A 17,019-nucleotide genomic window follows, 5' to 3' on the forward strand; every position below is an offset into this window, starting at 1 on the left:
ATCGCGCGCCTGCAGTACGACCGCGCGGTTAGTCGTCGTCCTCGGCGAGGGCGACGGTGAGTTCCTTGGTCTTGCCGCTGTACGACAACGCGGCACGGACGGTGCGGTCGCCGGGTACGACGGCCTGTCGTGCGTCCTCGACGAACTGGGCGCTCTCACCGAGGGACCTGTCCTTGGCTTCACCGGTGGCTCGGATGATGATCGGCATGGGGACAGGATGACGCACGAAGGCCCCGCCGCGAGAGGGATCCGCGACGGGGCCCAGGCAACTGGATCAGCTGACGCATAGGACGATGGTGGTCGCGTCGTCGCGGTAGCCGTGCTCGTTCTCAAGCGCCGCCGCGACCAGCGCGTCGGCGAGGACCTGCGGTTCGTCGGCGTGCTCGCGCACCAGCGCGGTGAAGTCGACGGGGTTGATCTGGTCGTGCACGCCGTCCGAGGTGAGGATGACGAGCCTGTCCTGGATGCCGGCGGTGTAGACCGTGCCCACCGTGGCGCGGGCGAGGGTGCTGCGCAGCCAGTTGTCGTGCTCTCGGGCGAGTTCGAGCGCGACGCCGTTGGTGCGGAGCTGCGCTCCGACCGTGTGGTCGTCGGTGTACAGCTCCAGTCGCTCGCCGTTCCAGCCGTACGCGCGGCAGTCGCCCGTCCAGTTGATGACGATGACGTCGTCGCCGGGGATGGCGCGGGCCGCGACCGCGACCGCATCGGCCTCTTCGCCGTCGTTGTCGGCGATGAGTTCGGAGGCGGTGAGGAGTCCGGCGAGCGGTCCGCGACGGGCGGAGATGCGGGCGGCGACCTCGGCGAGCAGCGGAGCGGTGGCGGCGGTGACGGGGCCGTGGCCGATGCCGTCGATGACGGCGGCCCCGACGATGCCGTCGGCGAGGCGGTAGACGCGTGCGGCGTCTGCGTTGTCCTCGGCGGTGCCCTCGCGGCTGGCGTATCCGGTAGTGATCATCGGGTGGTGTCCTTCTGGTTGTGTGGTGAACGAGGAGGAGTGCACGGTGGGTTCAGGGGTTGGGCGGTCCGGGGTGGGTGCGGGCGATCTGGTCGAGGACGCGCGCGAGGGCGTCGGTGTCTCCGCGGAGGCCGTGGATCGTGAGTCCCGTGTCGGTGTGCTCTGCATGGAACCGCTCCCCTTCGGCACCACCTGGCCGCGCTCCAGCTGCCGGTCAGCCTGGCGATGATGACGCCGATCGTGCAGACCCTTGACGGCCGGGGCCCGCTCCCGGCCGCCGCGGACGCGGGGCTGCGGGTGATGGCCTCCGCGCCGCTGCACGGAGGCGAGCTGACCGGCATGGTCGACCAGGAGCTCGCCGACCTCATCCGGCCGGGCCTGACTCCCGCACAGGCGTGCGTCCTGGCGGTCGCGTCATGCCCAGGAGTGACGGACGTCCTTGTGGCCGCCTCCGGTACGTCACACTGGAGGGAGGCGGCCGACGCCGTCGCTCAACCCTCCCTGACCGCCGCCAAGTTGCGGGAGATCACTGGTGTACTCGCCTCCGCCTGACCTGGACACCGAACAGCGCATGCGCGCCCACCACGCCAGCGCCGCCCAGGCCCTGGACGTCCGGATGGAGCCGGGCTCGGAGTTCTGGGGATGGGCGGGGCGCACCCTGGGTGCCCCGGCCCGCACCGCCACGGGCGCGCCCGCCTGGCTGCGCCTGGTGTCCGCACCGGAGGACAAGGCGTCGGGGAAACTCTGGGACGGCGCCCTTGATGCCCAGCACGTCTTCGGCGACCTGGACGGGCACCGTCCTGCCCTCCTGGCCGTCCACGACGCCATCGACGACACCACCGCCTACCGGGCGGAACTGTCGGTGCGCGTTGACGACCCGGTGCTGTCCGACGACCCGGTCCTCCAGCGCGGGCTCCAGCTGCCGGACTCCTGGTGGAACGACCTCGCCGGGACGTTGGAGAAGGTGTCGGCCACAGGCACCGGCCGCGTCGCGGTACGGCAGCAGTACATGGAGCGGGCCATCCCCGAGTTCGTGGGCATCCCGGCCCTGGCAGTCTCCTGCTGGACCACCGCCCACGCGGATGTGCACTGGGCGAACCTCACCGCACCGCTGCGCCTGCTGGACTGGGAAGGGTGGGGGCAGGCCCCGGAGGGCTTCGACGCCGCCACGCTCTACGCCTACTCCCTGCTCCAACCGGACACCGCCGCCCGTGTCCGCGCCGCCTTCCCCGTCCTGGGCAGCCCGGCCGGCCTCGCCGCCGAAGCGACCGTGTGCTCCCAGCTGCTCCAGACCGTGAGCCGCGGTGACAACCCCACCCTCGCCGCCCCACTTCGGGACTGGTCCGTGGAACTGCGCCGCCGCTGCCCGAGCACGTAGGTCTCCGGGATGTCATGCAGCAGAGGGGGCGCGGGAGACCGTACCGCCGTCCTGGATCGCCGCCGCCCTTTCTCTTCACCCGTAGGACACGGCTATGGTCACGGGCCACGAACTCTGCGCAGGCGCCAGATCGTGACTGAGACGGTGCGGACCGGAGTGCTCAGCCACACGTGACCCGGCCCGCGCGGAGCACGGGCAGCCTCTCCTGCGCGGTCCTCGCTGCCACCACACACTTCGGAGAGCAGTGCGGCGTTGTCAGTGGGACCCCGCATCCTGGAGGTCCAACTGACGACGGAGGATCCCAGAACGATCATGACCCTGAACTTCGACACAGATCAGCCAGTAGTCGGGCTGGGAAGACAACGAGCCCTGATCCAGGCCGTCCTTGAGGCGAGTAGTGCTGACGAGACGCGGTGGCTGGAGTGGAAGTCCCGGCTGGACGTTTCGAAGTCCGAAGGAGCCTTTGCCGTCTCGAAGGCGATCCTCGGGTTCGCCAACAGGATGCCCGACGCGGCAGCGCAGTGGGCCGAGGGCCACGCCTACCTCCTTGTCGGAGTCGAGGAAAAGGTCCTGCACGGTGTCCCGACACACGATGTGGAGAAGGTCGACTCCTGGCTGCGGCGCTACATCGGTGGATTCGACCGCTACCAGTTCACCTATGTCCCTTTCGACAACGGTGAGGGAACACGGCACGTCATGCTGGTCGACGTCTTCCCACCGCGCTGGGGCGATCCCATCCACACGCTCCGCAAGAACTACGACAAGTACTTCCCGGGCGCGATCTTCCACAGGAACGCCGGGAAGACCGAGTACGCCGGTCCGGCAGAGATCGAAGCGCTGACCGAGCGTGCCCGCCGCGTGGGCCAGCGTCTCGATGTCGGCGTCGATCCGGCCGGGGCCACGGTGGCGGTCCTCAAGGAGTTTGACGCGGTGCGAGAGCGGCTCTTGCACACACGCCGGGAGGAACTCCGGAGGCAGCTCGCTCGACCTGCCGCCCGGCCCCACCAGTTTGCTTCCTTGATGGGCCAGTGGCCCGATACCCGCTCTCCGCAGGAGTTCCTTGACGAGGTGGAGGAGTATCTCCGCGACGTGAGGGTCGCCTTGAAGCAGGCTGCGGCACACATGCTCCGTGAGGTCGGAGCCCCGTTGAGGTTGAAGGTCGTCAATCCCGGCGAGACCTTCCTGGCTCAGGTCGAAGTCGTCCTGAGCCTGCCCCACACGGTAGAGGCGCATCTCGTGGACGACGACCAGGAGGTCGACTGGCCACAGCCGCCCGCCACTTTTGGAGCGATGAAGACCATGCCCATCGCGGGCCTGATCTCGCCCATGCGGCCACAGATCTACAGGCCAGCGACCGTTCGCTACCCCGAGATCGAGTACGAGGACGGGCGCACGATCATTCGCTATCCACCGGTGGACCTCCGGCCCAACGAGACAGCCCGTCTTGACCCGATCGCCCTTCTCAGCGCCCGAGAAGAGCGCGAGGCGATCGTGTGTGAGTGGCGCGCAACGGCCACGAACGTGAGCGGGCGCGTCCAGCGCACCATGTCCCTCCCGGCGCAGGCACTGGAGATTGACATTCAGGTGCCCGAGAACGCCGTCATTGACTGAGGCCGCGAGCCTTGGTTGATCGGCCAGCCGGTTTCGCGCGCGCTGGTACGTGCTCTTCCTGAAGACCGTCCTCCTGACCGTTCCCAGTTCAGCCGAGCTTCCTGGCTCAGCCCGGCCGGGGAGGTGCGGCGGGCCCGTGGTCGGGGGTGCAACTTCTCCTGCGCTATCTGCTGGGACTTCTCCTGCGCACGCCGGATTCCGCGACCTGCTGTTGTCCCTTGTCAGCTGCCGTGGTCGGGGTTTCCAGTTGAGCTGACATCCCCTCTACGCCACCCACGCCCGCCCAAGACACCAGGAGGAAGGGGAGGTGGGGCGGGAGCGTGGGCGGCGAACGAGGGGGCCGAAGCGCCGGGCTGGTGTTCCGCAGGGCTCGCGCCGTGCGGCCCGGCTTCCGCGGCACGTGCCCGGGGGAGAAGAATGCACCCGGGCCCGGCTCGTGGGACAAAAAGGCAGGGCACCGCGTTCGGGGTACACCGGGAAAATCCAGGCGCGGCTCGCCTCCTTGGAGTGAGTATGTGGGGCATGAATACCACCACGGCTTGGGCGGTCGACTGGTCACCCGCAGATCATCCGTACGCGATCGGGGTGTCGGAAGCCCGCTGGGCATGCGCAGACATCGATCTGAGTGTCCGGCGCATGCACGCCCGTTCGGAGCCACTCGCCTGGTGCGACTCCCGCCAGATCGACGCCCGGCATCTGTGCACCGCCCTGCGGCAGCTGCTGACGGCGGCGACGCTGGAGCGTGAGGCGCTGGAGGAGCTGGCCATCGACCCGGCCGTGGTACGAGAACTGACCGAGGCCTGCGAGCGGTTCGAGGGGAAACTGCCCGGTGCGAAAGTCATGCGTGACGGTCTGACCCACTTCGAGGACTGGTCCCGAGGTACCGGGCGCGGCCCGCAGAAGGAACGTCTCAAGACAGGGCAGACCCATCGCGAAGTGGCCCGCCATTTCTGGGGCTTCGGCTACGACCCGGCCGCCGACACCGTCACCATGGGGCCCTACAGCTTCAACGCCACCGAAGCGGCCCGGGCCGCCGGACAACTGTTCAACGCGATCTACAAGGCCGCCCGCGAGGTCGACCGGTGCAACACGGCCCGACGACGTGCCGCCGTACTCAACGCACTCAGCGCGGCCGGCATCACCAGCGGACCGGGAGAAGCCGTGCTCGTCTCCAACGGGGACGATACGAAGGTGTGGCTGTCCATGGCACGGCAGACGGATCTTGACGAACACGCGCGTGAAGACCTGACACGCCGTGCCGTCACCGCGCTCACCAGGGCGGACCTGACCCTCACCGCCGTGTGCCAGGACCACAACGCGCCCCTGGCACAACGGCTTGCCCAAGGCGAAACACTCCTGATCGAGTGACCGCGCGGCACCCGGCGGCCTTCGCCACGACTACACATCGGTCCAGCCAGGGCGCTCGCCCGGACTCCGGCGCACCAAGCGCAGGGAGGGGACCGAGGCCGGGCCCGGGCACGCCGCCCCGGGCGCGCGATTCCGAGTGGTGACCGGTGTCACATTTCATGCGGGCGGGGTCGGTGGGCTCTAGAAGGGCATGACGGACAACAGCGCGCGGCTTCCAGGGCAGCCTGATTCCACTCCCGGATCCGAGGCCGGGGTACCGGGGCGGCCGGTCGTGCCGGGGGCGGAAGAACGCGGTCCGGGACGGAATGAGACAGCGGGTCTGGTGCTGCTGGTCAACTCCGTTCTCGGGGGCCTGGGCACCTTCTACGTGACCACCAAGTCGGCTACCGTCACGCTCGGTTCGGCCGTGCTGGTCCTGCTGATCATCATCGTGGTTCTTGTCGTGGGGCTCAGGAGCGGACACGGGGCCCGCCCGGGCCGGAAGGACGATCGGAGTGGACAGTGAGTCCGACGGATACACGGCGTTCTTCCAGCGTCAGTACCCCCGGGTAGTAGCGATGCTGATCGCCTACCGCGGTTTCACCCCGGAGATCGCGGAGGACGCGGCGGCCGAGGCCATGACGCGGCTTCTCCTTCACTGGCACAAGGTGTCCACGCCGCAGGCCTGGGTGCGGACCGTCGCGTTACGTCATGCCTGCCTCCTGAAGAGGAAGCAGCAGACCGTGCTGTCCGATCGGGAAGCCGCCGATCACAGGGCCGTGGACGACCTGGCCGCGGTGGAACTGGCGTTGGTCACGGGTTCCGCGGTCGCGGCTCTGCCTCCGCGGCAGCGGGAAGTCATGACACTGACGCTCGTCGACATGACGCCGTCGGAGATCGCCGACGTTCTCGGGTGCACCCCGGAACAGGCGCGGGGCAACCTCGCGCACGCACGGCGGGCAGTCAGCAGCGTGATCCACAGGAAGGAGGCCGGCGATGGACCCGATGCGCAGCGCCCTCGATGAGCCCGAGTTGGCTGACACCGACACCACCTACACCCGACTCGTTGACCAGTACTCCAGGCCGGAGACGGTCGCGGCCGCGCTCGGACGCGTAAAAGTACAGGCTTGCCGGCGGGCGACGGTCGCGGAGCATGAGCTTGCGCGCGGGGATGCCATGGGCGGTCTGGATCCTGAGAGCAGATCGGCCCGGGGACGCCGCAGGCTCGCCGTGGAGGCGCTGGTGCACAGCACGGCGGACCGCTCCCGGATACACGGACATCTGCCCGAGCACGTGCGGATCTGGGAGCTCTGCCGAGAGATCAAGTCGGTTGCCGAGATCTCAGCGCTTCTCCGTGTGCCTCTCGGTATCGCACGCATGCTCATCACCGACATGGCGGCGGCGGGACTGGTGACCGTTCATCAGCCTGACGGAGCCGAGGCCATCCACGGCCGGCTTGACGTGGGACTGCTGGAGAGAGTGCTCAGCGGCCTCCGCAAGCTCTGACTGCCGAGGCGGTCCGCAGGCTGAGGCACGGCGGCAAGACGGCCATCACCCGGACGGGAAGCGGGAGCACCATGGACCCACGCGGCGGGAACCACGAGCAGCAGGCACGCTACTTCGCGGGCAGGGCCGTGGTGGACGGCACGGCGCTCACCCAGGCGCAGGAAGCCCTGGCACGGGGGGTACTGGAAGTCGTGCTGCTGGCAGGCCTGCCGCCGTACGACATCGAGGCGGCAGCAGACGGTGAGGAGACCGGGGTGGGCCTGGCCGCGGTCCCGGGCCGTCGGCATGCGCTGCGGGTGCTGTGGCGGCAGGACGCTACAGCTTCCCTCCACGTGGCCGCCGAGCTGTCCAACGCCCAGCAGGCCGCCATGCACCAGGCTCTGCGCGCGATCCTGTCCGCCCACCAGCTCTGGGTCGAAGACGGCCCGCTGGGAGAAGCTCCGGTCGTGCTCGGGCTCACCCGTCCCGGCGCCACGTGAGGCTGCGGCAGAACGCCTTGTGCCCTGCCCGCTGCCCAGGAACCGCGCCCGCCTCGTGCAGGCCCTCTACACGCGGCTGGACCGCCTCACCGAAGCCATCCCTGCCTCCCCCTAGCCGTGGCCCTGCCGTCACCGCTTCTCGTCGAAGGCCAGCGCACCGCTGTGCTGACGCTTTCGCCCCGGTGCTCCGCGATCTCAACGTCATACATCCAGGCGGTGGCTGAACCGAGCGGGGAACACCGCCGTCAAACTGCTGTACACATGGCGACATGAAGCTCGCCGACCTCAGCTCTCTGATGGCACGCCGTGAAGATGGCGGCCTCAGCTTCGACCGTTTTCGCGTCGACCCGGTGCTGGCCTTGCTTCAGTGGCCAGACGACGTTCTTGAGCAGTTCCTCTTCGATCACGGTGACAACGGCGCCTTCGTGCGCGACTACGGCGGCATCGACCTACGCAAGATCACCTGGCGGCTCGAAACGATCCCGGTCGCAGACTTCAACGAGATGCCGACCGGTGAGTCCGATGCCGGCTGTATCGAGGGATTTGCCGAGGACCCGGTGCACTGGGTGGAAATTCGTCCTCCGGAGGTCGGCCGCCACTGGGAAGAGCACGGGACGTGGATGCGCCCGCCGATCCTGATCGACCGACGACTGCTGGTTGTCTCGGACAGCGGCCTTCAGGTCTTGGAGGGCAGAACGCGTGTCGGTGTCCTCCGGGGCAGGCTGCGCGACGGACTACACGTTGCAACTCGTCACCGAGCCTGGGTCGGACACGCCCACACAGCATCAATGAGGCCCGCGGCAGAGTGACGGCACCCGCGGGTCACCGGTGCTGAGCCAGGTCCGGATAGGTCACACGCTGTTTGAACGATGGCCGGTCGCTAGTGGTTCCGCCGCTGGAAAACTGCTGCCCGCATGGGACTGAGGCCGCTACGTTCAGGCCGTATGAGCAAGCATCTCTCCCTGCGTGAGGCCGTGTTGGCGTGGCTTGAGTACGCGGGCGGTCTGTCCCCGACCCCCCAGTCCGTCGTGACACTGACGCTCCAGCCCCACTGGGAGGACGTGGAGAATGCGGTGGTCGCCGCAGCGCCCAGGGAAGAGCACCCCGACCTCTACGCCAAGGTCGACGGAGACTGGGTCCCGAGCTCCCGAACGCTGTTGGATGAGTCGGGACTGGGTGAGGCGGCACGTCTGCTTGCCCAGGGCGTGCCGGTTCCCGTCTCCGAGATCGCGGACAGTTTCGTCACCTTCTGTACTGGCCCGGCACCGGTCCCCGAGCGATGGCTGCTCCTCAACGCCGCCTTCCCCCAGGGGACGCAGATTCCGCTGGGGCGGTACACCTTGCAGACCTTCACTGCGGAAGAGCTTCGTCAGATGGTCCCGATGCCGGCACTGAACGTCCTGGAGCGCCGGAGCCGTGATCTCGACCTGATCACCGGCGCACCGTTTCTCCGTGTTCCTGATCCTGGCCGCCCGGTCACGCGTCGTCCGATCTGGTTCGACTTCACAGGCCCGCGTGCGGAAGCCGAGCACTGGCGAGCACTCCTTCCCCTGATGCTGTGGGACAGCGAACTTCTCCGGGTGGACTCGGTCTTCACGGTCGCGCGCGGACGCCGCTTCGATCTGGACCCCAGACGCGTGCCGACCACCATCAAGATCTATGAAGGCCGGGACGGGAGTGAGGAGGAGGCTGAGGTCCGCGAGACCGGATTCTTCGATGTCCCGGCCGCATGTCTTCCGGCTCTGGCTGACTTCTGTGCCGTGATCTCGGCGAAGATCGACGCGGTGATGGCAGGCGCGACCCACGAACGACGCATTCTCAAGGGGCGCGCCCGGCGACTCGAACGTGCAGCCCGGCACCTCCTGGCCGCCTACCAGCGCACCTACAACGACGACGGCGTCTGGGAGGTGGAGGTCGACGAACTGCGCCTCAACTACGTCATCGCCCTGGAAGCCCTGCTGAACAGCCCCAACGACACAAGCGGGCGCATCACCGCCAACATCCTCTCCCGCGCGTCTGCACTGTTTCTCGGCCTGGACCACCAAAAGGAGATCAAGGCCATCGTCAAACGTGCCTACAAGGCCCGATCCACCTACGTGCACGGCGACGTGATCAAGGATCAGACAGAAGAGAAGACGCTGGAAGAGCTGCGAACTCTCCGGCTCCTCACACTGCAGGTCATCCTGCGCTGGCTCGTCTTGACCCCTTCCGACACCGAAGACCTCACGCACCTGCTCGATGCCGCCGTCAAGGACCCAGACTGCGAAAACCGCATCGGCCAGTCACTGCGCGACTTCTTCACCACCACCCCGCCACGCAACCGGCTCGCCGACATCACCACCACCTGACTTCCGCGAGTGGCCCGCCAGCAGCAGAGATACTCGACCAGGTCCTCGGCGCCTTCCTCCAGGCTCCGGCCACCACACGGTTCGGCCCAGCATGCGCGCGCCGTGTGTTCAGCGACGCCCTACGTCGGAGGCGGCGTCACCAGCTTCGTAGCGCTGGGGTCAACGTCCGCTGCACAGGACAGGGTCGGCAGGTCGTGGTCGAGCAGGCCGTTCATCTCAATGGCCGCCTGGCTGAGGAGGTGGGCGGCCTGGACCGACTGGCCGTCGGCGATGGAGGCATAGAACCGGGCGGCATAGGTGATGGCGTCGATGTCGCCAATGCTGTCGGACATACCGATGGCGAACGGTACGGAGTCGACCAGCTTCCCGGTCTGCGAGGCGGAGTGACACGAGTTGAGCAGGACCAGCAGCGGTTTGTCGTCCACGGCGCCGATGGCGCGGGCGAAGCCGGTGGCGCTGACGATGGCACTTTCGTGGAAGCCGTCCTCGCCCCTCTCGAAAGAGATCAGATCCTGTGTGCTGTGGCCGGAGAAGTGCACGACGTGCGGACGGAAGCGGGTCAGCGCGTCCAGGAAGACGTCCGCGGTCGCGGCGGGGTGGACATCCAGTTCGACAAGGTCACGGTGGGTTGCGCTCTGCACCGCCGCACGAATCCTCTGCTGCTCCTGGCCGACTCGCAGGTCACCGGCGGAAGCAGCTGCCAACAACAGCACCCGCAGTTTCTCCGGCTTCGGGGCCCGCAGTTCCTTCAGCACGGTAAGGACCTGCCCCTCCGTCGTGGAGAGACGGCTCTCGATCCTGCGCTGACTGACGACGGCACGCCGCTGGACCCGCTCCTGCTCACGCTGACGAACCTTTTCCGCAACTGCTCGCTCAGCCTGCTCCTCCTTGGCCACCTTCGCCGACAGGTCCGCCGCCTCCTTGCCCAGCTTGGCCACGGTGGTACTCCAAGTGCCGGCATCCCGGGCGGCCTTGTTGGCGTCGTCCTCGTAACGCTGCGCGGTACGCAGCTTGCTCTGCCGGGTGCTGAGGCTGCTGGCTTTCTCCGCGGCCACCCGCTCCTTCGTAGCCTTCCCCCGTTTGTCTGCCTCCTTGCGGCGGAACTCGCCGACCTTCTTCTCCGCGTCGGCGCGAGCTTTGTTCTTCCGGTCCAACTGGCCCCGGTAGTAGCTGGAGTTCATGCGCGTGTCTCTCCTTGCAGATCCCGTCCCTTCCACCTCTCAGGTTATGCCGCTCCACTGACAACGGGGCGGCGCGCAGAGGCGGACAAACGTCACCGCCGCTGCCGGTCACCACGCGTCCGAGGCCGTGTCGGGAGAAGACCGGTTCCTACGCGGCGAGGGCCCGCACGAGCGGGGCCACTGTCAGTTGCAGAGGAAATCCCTTCGGAGCGGCGAGGAATGCGGCGTACGGTCGTTTTGTGAAGCAGAAGAAGCCGGTTGCCCCGGCCCCGGATGAGCTCCGGGCGGAGGCAGCCGTCAACGAGATCCTGGGAACGCGGCGGGATGGCCACGACGATCAGACCGAGAACGGCATGGTCGATTTCCTGCTTGAACCCGCCGTCGACGGAGAGGGACCGAGAATCGCTCTGGAGGTGTCCTCCACGATCGACCCGGACCGCCAGCATCTGTGGGCCGGTTTGAACCGCCAGTACGACCAGCCGGTTCCCGGACTGGACGGTGACTGGATCGTTGAGTTCACCTCCCAGGCTCACCTCAAGAAGATCTCTGCGCCCCTGGCGGCTCTCCTGCGACGCCAAGAGCAGGCGAACCTGGACACGATCGGCCTGGACGGTTGGGACGACAGCACCCCGGACGATCGGTTGCCCACCCCACAGCACGCGGCCGACCTTCAAGAGCTCGCACAGCTCCAGGTCGTGCGGGCGGTCCGGATCCGCAGTGACAAGGCTTCGGGCCGGATCTTTCCCACCCAGTCGAACTTCTCCGTGGCCAGTAGCACCGTCGACACCATCTCGCCCTACGTCGACGCGTTCCTCGCCTCGAAGGGCAAGAACAAGGTGGAGAAGCTGGCCCGGCATCCCGACCGGGAGGGGCATCTCTTCCTGTGGGCCGATCCCGCCCACATGGACATCACCATGTCGCTGTCCCGCGGGTTCGTGCCCGCGGACAGCCCCAGTGTTCCGGCAGAGGTGCACACCATCTGGCTTGGCTCCTTCCACGCCGACCGAGCAGTGTTCCGATGGACCCGCTCGGGATGGTCGATTCTTGAAGTGACCGCGTGGAGCGGACAGGCGTAGGCCATATCCGTTCGTCGACTGCCCACCCCTGCAAGTGGTAGCCCGCTGCAAGCAACACCGGTCCCCACGCCTTTCGAGGCGCAGAGGGCGTTTCAGTAGTCGTCCCGCTCGGAGGGCGGTCCGTACTGCTCGATGAGGTCGCAGGTGCAGGTGCCGCCCTCGTACACCGTCTTGTCGCACTCGTCATAGTGGTGTCGTACTGGCGGCTGCTTCGGCGGGGCGGGCGGCTGGCCTGCTGCGGCACGGGCGGCGGGCGAGGGGATCGGGCGCCGCTGGTGTTCTGCGCGCGACGGAGGGGCCGCGCGCGATACCGGACGGGAACGGGCGAGGGCGGGATTCTTCCGGCTCGCCTCTGGCGGCGCAATGTCCGTCGTGACGAACCTCATCATTGACCAGCTCAGGCAGTGGCAGGCCGACGGAGGCCCTGAGACGTGGTGCGCCGCGTGGACCCGGGCGATCGCGGTGACCGAAGAGATCTGGACGGGCCGGGACATCACCTGGGACGGCATGCAGCTGGCCGAGGGGACCGCGGCGCTGGCCACCGGTATCTACCTCATCGCCGCCCGGGATGGCCTGGGCGTCGACGAGGTGACCCGGGATCAGGTCAAGGCCTTGGCGCCCCCGCGCTCGGTCATGCGCCCGTGGGACATCGTCCAGATGTGGGAGCAGCGCCTCACCGAGCTCGGGCACGACCTTCAGGATCCTGCGGATCCGGTCGCGGTGCGCTAGCAGATGCTCCGCAGAGACGACACCCCGCCCCCGGAAGTCCAGAACAGCGATTTCGGGCACAGCGAGTACCGGTGGGGGCCCGCACTGGTCAACCCGCTGGACGCCTTGTTGGCACCGCGGTTCTCCCTGGCGTTCTGAGCTGAGCCCGGTGTGATGATGACGGCATGAACGATGTGCCGCAGGACCGGCCGCCTGCCCGATCCGGAGCTGCTGCCGGCGTCCCCGGCGACATGGTGGCGGAAGTGCTGAAGCTCGCTGCTCCGCGCCTGCTCACCGTGGACGATCACATGTTCCATGCGGGGCGCACGTCGTTTCGGCTTCAGCTGTTCACCGCGCCGGGGCGGCGGGCGGTGGCGGTGGCGACCCAGGCCGAGGACGAAGCCCCGAGTCTGACCAACGTGGCCGAGTCGTGCGTGGCCGCGGTGTGGGAGCAGCACTGTCGCGACCAGGAGCTGCCGCCGGTGTGGATCGAGCGGCAGCTCCGGGGCGCTTTCGGCAGGGAGCCGGACTTCCAGCTGGTCACCTATGGTGAAGCCGCGCCGCTCTGGTCCACGATCAGCGCGGAACAGGTCGCGCACCTGGTGGGCGGTCCGGTCGCCGAAGACCGCGGCGAGGGCTACGTGCCGCCCGAGCCGGAAGCAGAGCCGGAGCTGTTGTTCGAGGCGATCGAGCTGTCGCGCCTGGCGCAGGCCCGCCCATTCCGCGGAGAATGCATGTCCGGTAGCCCGGACGCCGCATCCCGGTCGCGGAACTGGGCGGACCGTCTCTTGCGGCGGTCCTGCTGCTGGTACCACGAGGGTGACTGGCACCGGGTCAACGACATGGCGCTCACCGTCCTCGCGCGCGCACGAGAGGAGGACGTGAAACCGGAAGACATGAAGCGCTACGCCGATGAGTACGCTGCCGCGGCCGGCGCGAGCAAATGGGAACGAGCGGCGCTCTATTCCTTGTACTGCCCGCCCGTCGCCATCCAGCCTTCTGGCGACGCCTACATCAGCGACGCCTTCATCAACGGCCAGCACCGGGTTCAGGCGATGCGTGACGCCGGAGTGCGCAGGACTGTGGTCCTGCGCCTCGTGTGGCCGCAGAGCCCCGCTGACTGAGAACCGCTGTGGTGCCGCGCTGATCGACGAACGGGTTGTCCTTCGCGGCTCACATCTCGCGGGAGAGCATCAAGGTCAGGATGGGCTCGCCCGGACCGCGGGGTTCGGTGATGGCGATGAGCTGGTCCTCTTCGCCGGTGGTTTCCTGGCCGGAGGGCAGTTCCCCGGCCGGGACGACGAAGCACACCTCGTTCGCCGGCGACTGCGCGATGGCCCTTGCCACGGCGGCCAGTACGGTCCGCAGCTGCCTGCCGTCGTCACCTTCGTTGCCCGCCACGAACTCCTTGTGTGCGTCCGCGGCGATGATGGTCGGCATCTTGATGCCGACGGCCGCGCCCGCTACGGGCGGGACCTTGATGAAGCTGCCGTCCGCGTAGGACTCTTCCCGTGTGCGCACGAAGACCAGGGGACCGTAGTCCTCGTCGTCGTTCATACCGCGCCCCGAGAGGGTAGAACGTCTCGGCGCTGGACCGGATGGTGTCCGGCTACCCGACCACACTTGCCTCGACGGGGGCGATACGGCTCGCCGAGGTTTGCACGAGGAAGGACCGTTCGACCTGCCGGACTTCCTCGGTGGCGACGAGGTGTTCCTGTTCTGCCGTCCGGCTGAGGTGGTGCCGGACACGGCGTTCCCGAGACGTCCGGCAGGCAGAAGACATTACTGTCGGGGAGCAGTTGGCGCCGACTGTCCGTACCATCTCTACGCCGGGGCATTGGGCCGCCGTGCAAGGCTTGTCACAGCCGTAGCTCGAGGAAAGGCCAGCACCATGCCCGAGAGTACGAGTCCCACCACCGACTTGACATCTCAGTACATCGCGCAGGTCACCGGCGACCTCGAACGCAACCTCAAGGAGCAGGAGCGGGTCGGTGCGGAAATCACTGTCCTGCAGGCGCAACTGGCCGACCTGGAACAGGATCATGCCGTGCTTGTGAACATGCGGCAGGCCCTCGGCGTTTCCGACGTACCGAACGGGCCTTCGGCTGCACCCGCGAGCCCCGCAGCATCTGCTCCCCAGCAGCCAGCCAAGGCCAAGCCCCGTGGCCGGCAGCGGACACAGAAGACCACCGCGCCATCGGGCACAACAGCCAAGAGGAAGCCCGCCACTGCGGTCGCAGCCACTGCGAAGACACTCCAGCCCACACTGGTTGCACTTATCCGCCAGCACCTCATCGATCAGAGCGAACCCCGCTCAGCCGCAGAAATCTCCATGGCGCTCAGTCAGGCCCACCCTGACCGCGACATCAAGACCAAGGTCGTGCGCCTCACGCTCGAAGGACTCGTGGCCAAGAGCCAGGCCCAGCGCACCAAGCAGGGCAACTCCGTGTTCTACACCAGGCTCGACGAACCGGAACAGGCGAGCGTGGTCCCGGCCGAGGCCCAGCCCGAAGACACTGAAAACTGAAGCCTGCCGCGAGTAGGAACCTGGAGCTGATGCCGGCTGGGGATCGCACACGGTCACCGGCATGTTGGGGCATACGAGGAACTGGCGACAGTTGAATAGGCGAGCCCACCAGTATTGAGGCCGTCTCCCAACGCGCCCAGCGTGCAGGGCATGAGCCTTGGCCGACTTCTCCTACGACAAACGGCATCACGACACGACTCACCAGCAGAGCCCCGGTGCCCGGCTGCCCGCTCCGGGCGCGGCGCACGCCCCGATGACCAGGAGGGTAGAGGGATCTTGCCCGCAGTGCCCGCCCTTTCGGACAGCCTCCGCCCCCACTCGGCACGGTCGACCTGCCCGGCCACGAGGGCCAGGCGATCACCCAGGAGGGGAACACATGGACAAGCCCATGCCCATCACCTGCAGGCTCGCCCACGCCGCGCTCTTCAGCCTCGTCAACGGAGCCGCCTGGGTGGCGGGTTCGGAATGCGTGACATGCCTTGTGCGGTGGGTTCAGAACCGGTAGCCGCCCCGAGGCGCACGGAGCCGTTTTCAACCTTGGTCTGAGCAGGTCATGTGGAGGGTGAGGACGGCCTGAACAAGGCTGGTGATGCGGGTGGTGCTGCATCGCAGCTTGCGCAGCAGTCGCCAGGTCTTGAGCGTGGCAATGGCCTGCTCGCCCAGCGCCCGGATTTTGGCATGGGCCCGGTTGACTGCCTGCTGACCGGCGGAGAGTTTCTCCCAGCGACCGCGGTAGGGCACACGGACGGTTCCGCCGGCTCCTTGGTATCCCTTGTCGGCCCAGCAGCGTGTGCCGGCCGCGGCCAGAGAGTCGAGAATGCCGTGTTCGCGGGCCGTACGAAGGTCGTGAACGGCTCCGGGCAGCGCGGGTGAGGCCCACAGCAGTCTCCCTGCCGGGTCGGCCAGGACTTGCACGTTCATGCCGTGCTTCTTGTGTTTGCCGGAATAGAAGGGCTGGTCAGCAGCGATGCGGTCGATCGGCAGGAGAGTTCCGTCCAGGATCACGAAGGCTTTGCGGGAGGCGGCGCGTACGGCTTGGGCGAGGTCGGGAGCGAGGGCGGCCAGCAGTTCGACGGCCTCGCTCACGTACCGGTAGACGGTGCTGAGGCTGATCCCGAACCCGGTGGCCAGCTGGGCGTAGGTGTGTCCGCATCGCAGGTGGGCGAGGACCAGCAGGACCTGCCGGTCCGTTCCGAGCCTGCGCCACCGCGTTCCGCGTTCACGGCGCAAGGCAGTCAGCTTCCTGGCCAGGAACCGCAGGGCTGAACTGGACAGATCGAGTCCCGATGGGTAGACAAGCATGCGAAGCTCCGGGCGGACAGGTTGATCTTGGTCAACAACTCGTCTACCAGGAGCTTCACTTCGTCACGCACTCGGTGCCCCGCTGCCGTGCGGCCTGAGGTGACCTGGACAGGGGGCGGAGGCTCCGCACCGGTCTTCAGAGCACAGGCAGCGGAAGCGCCACCCGTCGTCCCAGACCGAACTCCCCGGCCTCGTCGTTACTCACGACCGCAACGGTTCCCGCAGGGACCCCAGGCAGCGTGGCCACGCGGGACGCCGCCGCCAGAAGATCTCCCTCACCGGCTCCGGTGACGAAGAAGACGTAGACGTCCCCGTCCTCCTCTCCCTCATCGAAGACTTCCACGTCACCTTGGTCTTCGAGACCGGACAGGAAGTCCTCGACCTCCTCGATCCAGGGAAACGGGTAGGAGCCGTTTGGCAGGCCTGGCGTCGGCAGCAACGGCACGTGGATCTCAACAACCATGGTGGGCACGAAGGCATCCTGCCCTCAGAGTCCCCGCCCGGCTCAACCGGGGGCCAGCCGCGTCAGCAGCCCTGCCGAGCTTGAAAAGGGCTCATTGCTCGCCAGCCGTTTTCCGGCTATTCAGTCCGTCAAGGTGAA

General features: G+C 67.7%; 22 protein-coding genes. 16 read left to right on the plus strand and 6 right to left on the minus strand.

What is annotated here, in order from left to right; translation table 11 throughout:
• Positions 1–28 precede the first annotated feature (28 nt).
• Positions 29–208 (minus strand): hypothetical protein, encoded by a 180-nt coding sequence (locus tag ACIQPR_RS08910; protein WP_403644132.1) that lies wholly within the window; start codon positions 206–208, stop codon positions 29–31.
• A gap of 66 nt (positions 209–274) precedes the next feature.
• Positions 275–955 carry a SpoIIE family protein phosphatase gene (locus tag ACIQPR_RS08915; protein ID WP_403644134.1) on the minus strand — a complete coding sequence of 227 codons (681 nt, stop codon included), beginning with the start codon at positions 953–955 and terminating at the stop codon, positions 275–277.
• Positions 956–1,001: 46 nt separating this feature from the next.
• Between ACIQPR_RS08915 and ACIQPR_RS08920 the strand changes: the two genes are divergently transcribed.
• The 11 genes from ACIQPR_RS08920 to ACIQPR_RS08970 all read left to right on the plus strand — a co-directional run bounded on the left by ACIQPR_RS08920 (position 1,002) and on the right by ACIQPR_RS08970 (position 9,624).
• Positions 1,002–1,184 (plus strand): hypothetical protein, encoded by a 183-nt coding sequence (locus tag ACIQPR_RS08920; protein ID WP_403644136.1) that lies wholly within the window; start codon positions 1,002–1,004, stop codon positions 1,182–1,184.
• Entirely contained in the window at positions 1,184–1,507 is a 324-nt protein-coding gene (locus tag ACIQPR_RS08925; RefSeq protein WP_403644139.1) for a hypothetical protein, read from the plus strand. Before ACIQPR_RS08920 ends, ACIQPR_RS08925 begins: the two co-directional genes overlap by 1 nt.
• The gene (locus tag ACIQPR_RS08930; RefSeq protein WP_403644142.1) at positions 1,488–2,333 is read left to right on the plus strand and encodes a hypothetical protein; all 846 of its coding nucleotides are present in this window, start codon (positions 1,488–1,490) and stop codon (positions 2,331–2,333) included. The genes ACIQPR_RS08925 and ACIQPR_RS08930 overlap by 20 nt, the downstream gene beginning before the upstream one ends.
• Positions 2,334–2,645: 312 nt before the next feature.
• Entirely contained in the window at positions 2,646–3,944 is a 1,299-nt protein-coding gene (locus ACIQPR_RS08935; RefSeq protein ID WP_403644144.1) for a helix-turn-helix domain-containing protein, read from the plus strand.
• Positions 3,945–4,580: 636 nt separating this feature from the next.
• Positions 4,581–5,312, plus strand: a complete 732-nt coding sequence (locus tag ACIQPR_RS08940) for a hypothetical protein (protein WP_403644147.1) — start codon at positions 4,581–4,583, stop codon at positions 5,310–5,312.
• 322 nt (positions 5,313–5,634) lie between these two features.
• The gene (locus tag ACIQPR_RS08945; RefSeq protein ID WP_403644149.1) at positions 5,635–5,817 is read left to right on the plus strand and encodes a hypothetical protein; all 183 of its coding nucleotides are present in this window, start codon (positions 5,635–5,637) and stop codon (positions 5,815–5,817) included.
• Positions 5,807–6,316 carry an RNA polymerase sigma factor gene (locus ACIQPR_RS08950; RefSeq protein ID WP_403644152.1) on the plus strand — a complete coding sequence of 170 codons (510 nt, stop codon included), beginning with the start codon at positions 5,807–5,809 and terminating at the stop codon, positions 6,314–6,316. The genes ACIQPR_RS08945 and ACIQPR_RS08950 overlap by 11 nt, the downstream gene beginning before the upstream one ends.
• On the plus strand, positions 6,288–6,797 hold the full coding sequence (locus ACIQPR_RS08955) for a DUF742 domain-containing protein (protein WP_403644155.1): 510 nt from the start codon (positions 6,288–6,290) through the stop codon (positions 6,795–6,797). Before ACIQPR_RS08950 ends, ACIQPR_RS08955 begins: the two co-directional genes overlap by 29 nt.
• Positions 6,798–6,868: 71 nt before the next feature.
• Positions 6,869–7,276 carry a hypothetical protein gene (locus ACIQPR_RS08960; protein WP_403644158.1) on the plus strand — a complete coding sequence of 136 codons (408 nt, stop codon included), beginning with the start codon at positions 6,869–6,871 and terminating at the stop codon, positions 7,274–7,276.
• A gap of 269 nt (positions 7,277–7,545) precedes the next feature.
• Positions 7,546–8,085 carry a hypothetical protein gene (locus ACIQPR_RS08965; protein WP_403644160.1) on the plus strand — a complete coding sequence of 180 codons (540 nt, stop codon included), beginning with the start codon at positions 7,546–7,548 and terminating at the stop codon, positions 8,083–8,085.
• 135 nt (positions 8,086–8,220) lie between these two features.
• Complete coding sequence (locus ACIQPR_RS08970) at positions 8,221–9,624, plus strand: hypothetical protein (protein ID WP_403644163.1); 1,404 nt, start codon at positions 8,221–8,223, stop codon at positions 9,622–9,624.
• 119 nt (positions 9,625–9,743) lie between these two features.
• Here ACIQPR_RS08970 and ACIQPR_RS08975 read toward each other — a convergent pair whose 3' ends face one another.
• Positions 9,744–10,805, minus strand: coding sequence for a hypothetical protein (locus tag ACIQPR_RS08975; RefSeq protein WP_403644165.1), 1,062 nt, complete (start codon positions 10,803–10,805; stop codon positions 9,744–9,746).
• Between the two features lie 239 nt (positions 10,806–11,044).
• Here ACIQPR_RS08975 and ACIQPR_RS08980 point away from each other — a divergent pair, with 239 nt between their 5' ends.
• The 4 genes from ACIQPR_RS08980 (at position 11,045) to ACIQPR_RS08995 (ending at position 13,713) form a co-directional block, all read left to right on the plus strand.
• Positions 11,045–11,881, plus strand: coding sequence for a hypothetical protein (locus tag ACIQPR_RS08980; RefSeq protein WP_403644167.1), 837 nt, complete (start codon positions 11,045–11,047; stop codon positions 11,879–11,881).
• A gap of 372 nt (positions 11,882–12,253) precedes the next feature.
• Complete coding sequence (locus ACIQPR_RS08985) at positions 12,254–12,610, plus strand: hypothetical protein (protein WP_403644170.1); 357 nt, start codon at positions 12,254–12,256, stop codon at positions 12,608–12,610.
• Positions 12,611–12,613: 3 nt separating this feature from the next.
• Entirely contained in the window at positions 12,614–12,748 is a 135-nt protein-coding gene (locus ACIQPR_RS08990) for a hypothetical protein (RefSeq protein WP_403644173.1), read from the plus strand.
• A gap of 26 nt (positions 12,749–12,774) precedes the next feature.
• Entirely contained in the window at positions 12,775–13,713 is a 939-nt protein-coding gene (locus ACIQPR_RS08995) for a hypothetical protein (protein WP_403644176.1), read from the plus strand.
• A 49-nt stretch (positions 13,714–13,762) separates the two neighbouring features.
• Here the strand turns inward: ACIQPR_RS08995 and ACIQPR_RS09000 are convergent, their stop codons facing one another.
• Positions 13,763–14,146 carry a hypothetical protein gene (locus tag ACIQPR_RS09000; protein WP_403644178.1) on the minus strand — a complete coding sequence of 128 codons (384 nt, stop codon included), beginning with the start codon at positions 14,144–14,146 and terminating at the stop codon, positions 13,763–13,765.
• 334 nt (positions 14,147–14,480) lie between these two features.
• On the opposite strand from ACIQPR_RS09000, the gene ACIQPR_RS09005 reads away from it, so the two are divergent.
• Positions 14,481–15,116, plus strand: coding sequence for a hypothetical protein (locus tag ACIQPR_RS09005; protein WP_403644181.1), 636 nt, complete (start codon positions 14,481–14,483; stop codon positions 15,114–15,116).
• Positions 15,117–15,647: 531 nt separating this feature from the next.
• On the opposite strand, the gene ACIQPR_RS09010 is transcribed toward ACIQPR_RS09005, so the two are convergent.
• Complete coding sequence (locus ACIQPR_RS09010) at positions 15,648–16,418, minus strand: IS5 family transposase (RefSeq protein WP_403644184.1); 771 nt, start codon at positions 16,416–16,418, stop codon at positions 15,648–15,650.
• Between the two features lie 136 nt (positions 16,419–16,554).
• The gene (locus tag ACIQPR_RS09015; protein WP_403644779.1) at positions 16,555–16,881 is read right to left on the minus strand and encodes a hypothetical protein; all 327 of its coding nucleotides are present in this window, start codon (positions 16,879–16,881) and stop codon (positions 16,555–16,557) included.
• Positions 16,882–17,019 lie beyond the last annotated feature (138 nt).

Origin of the sequence: Streptomyces sp. NPDC091280, from assembly GCF_044768565.1 — a bacterium.
Taxonomy (GTDB): domain Bacteria; phylum Actinomycetota; class Actinomycetes; order Streptomycetales; family Streptomycetaceae; genus Streptomyces.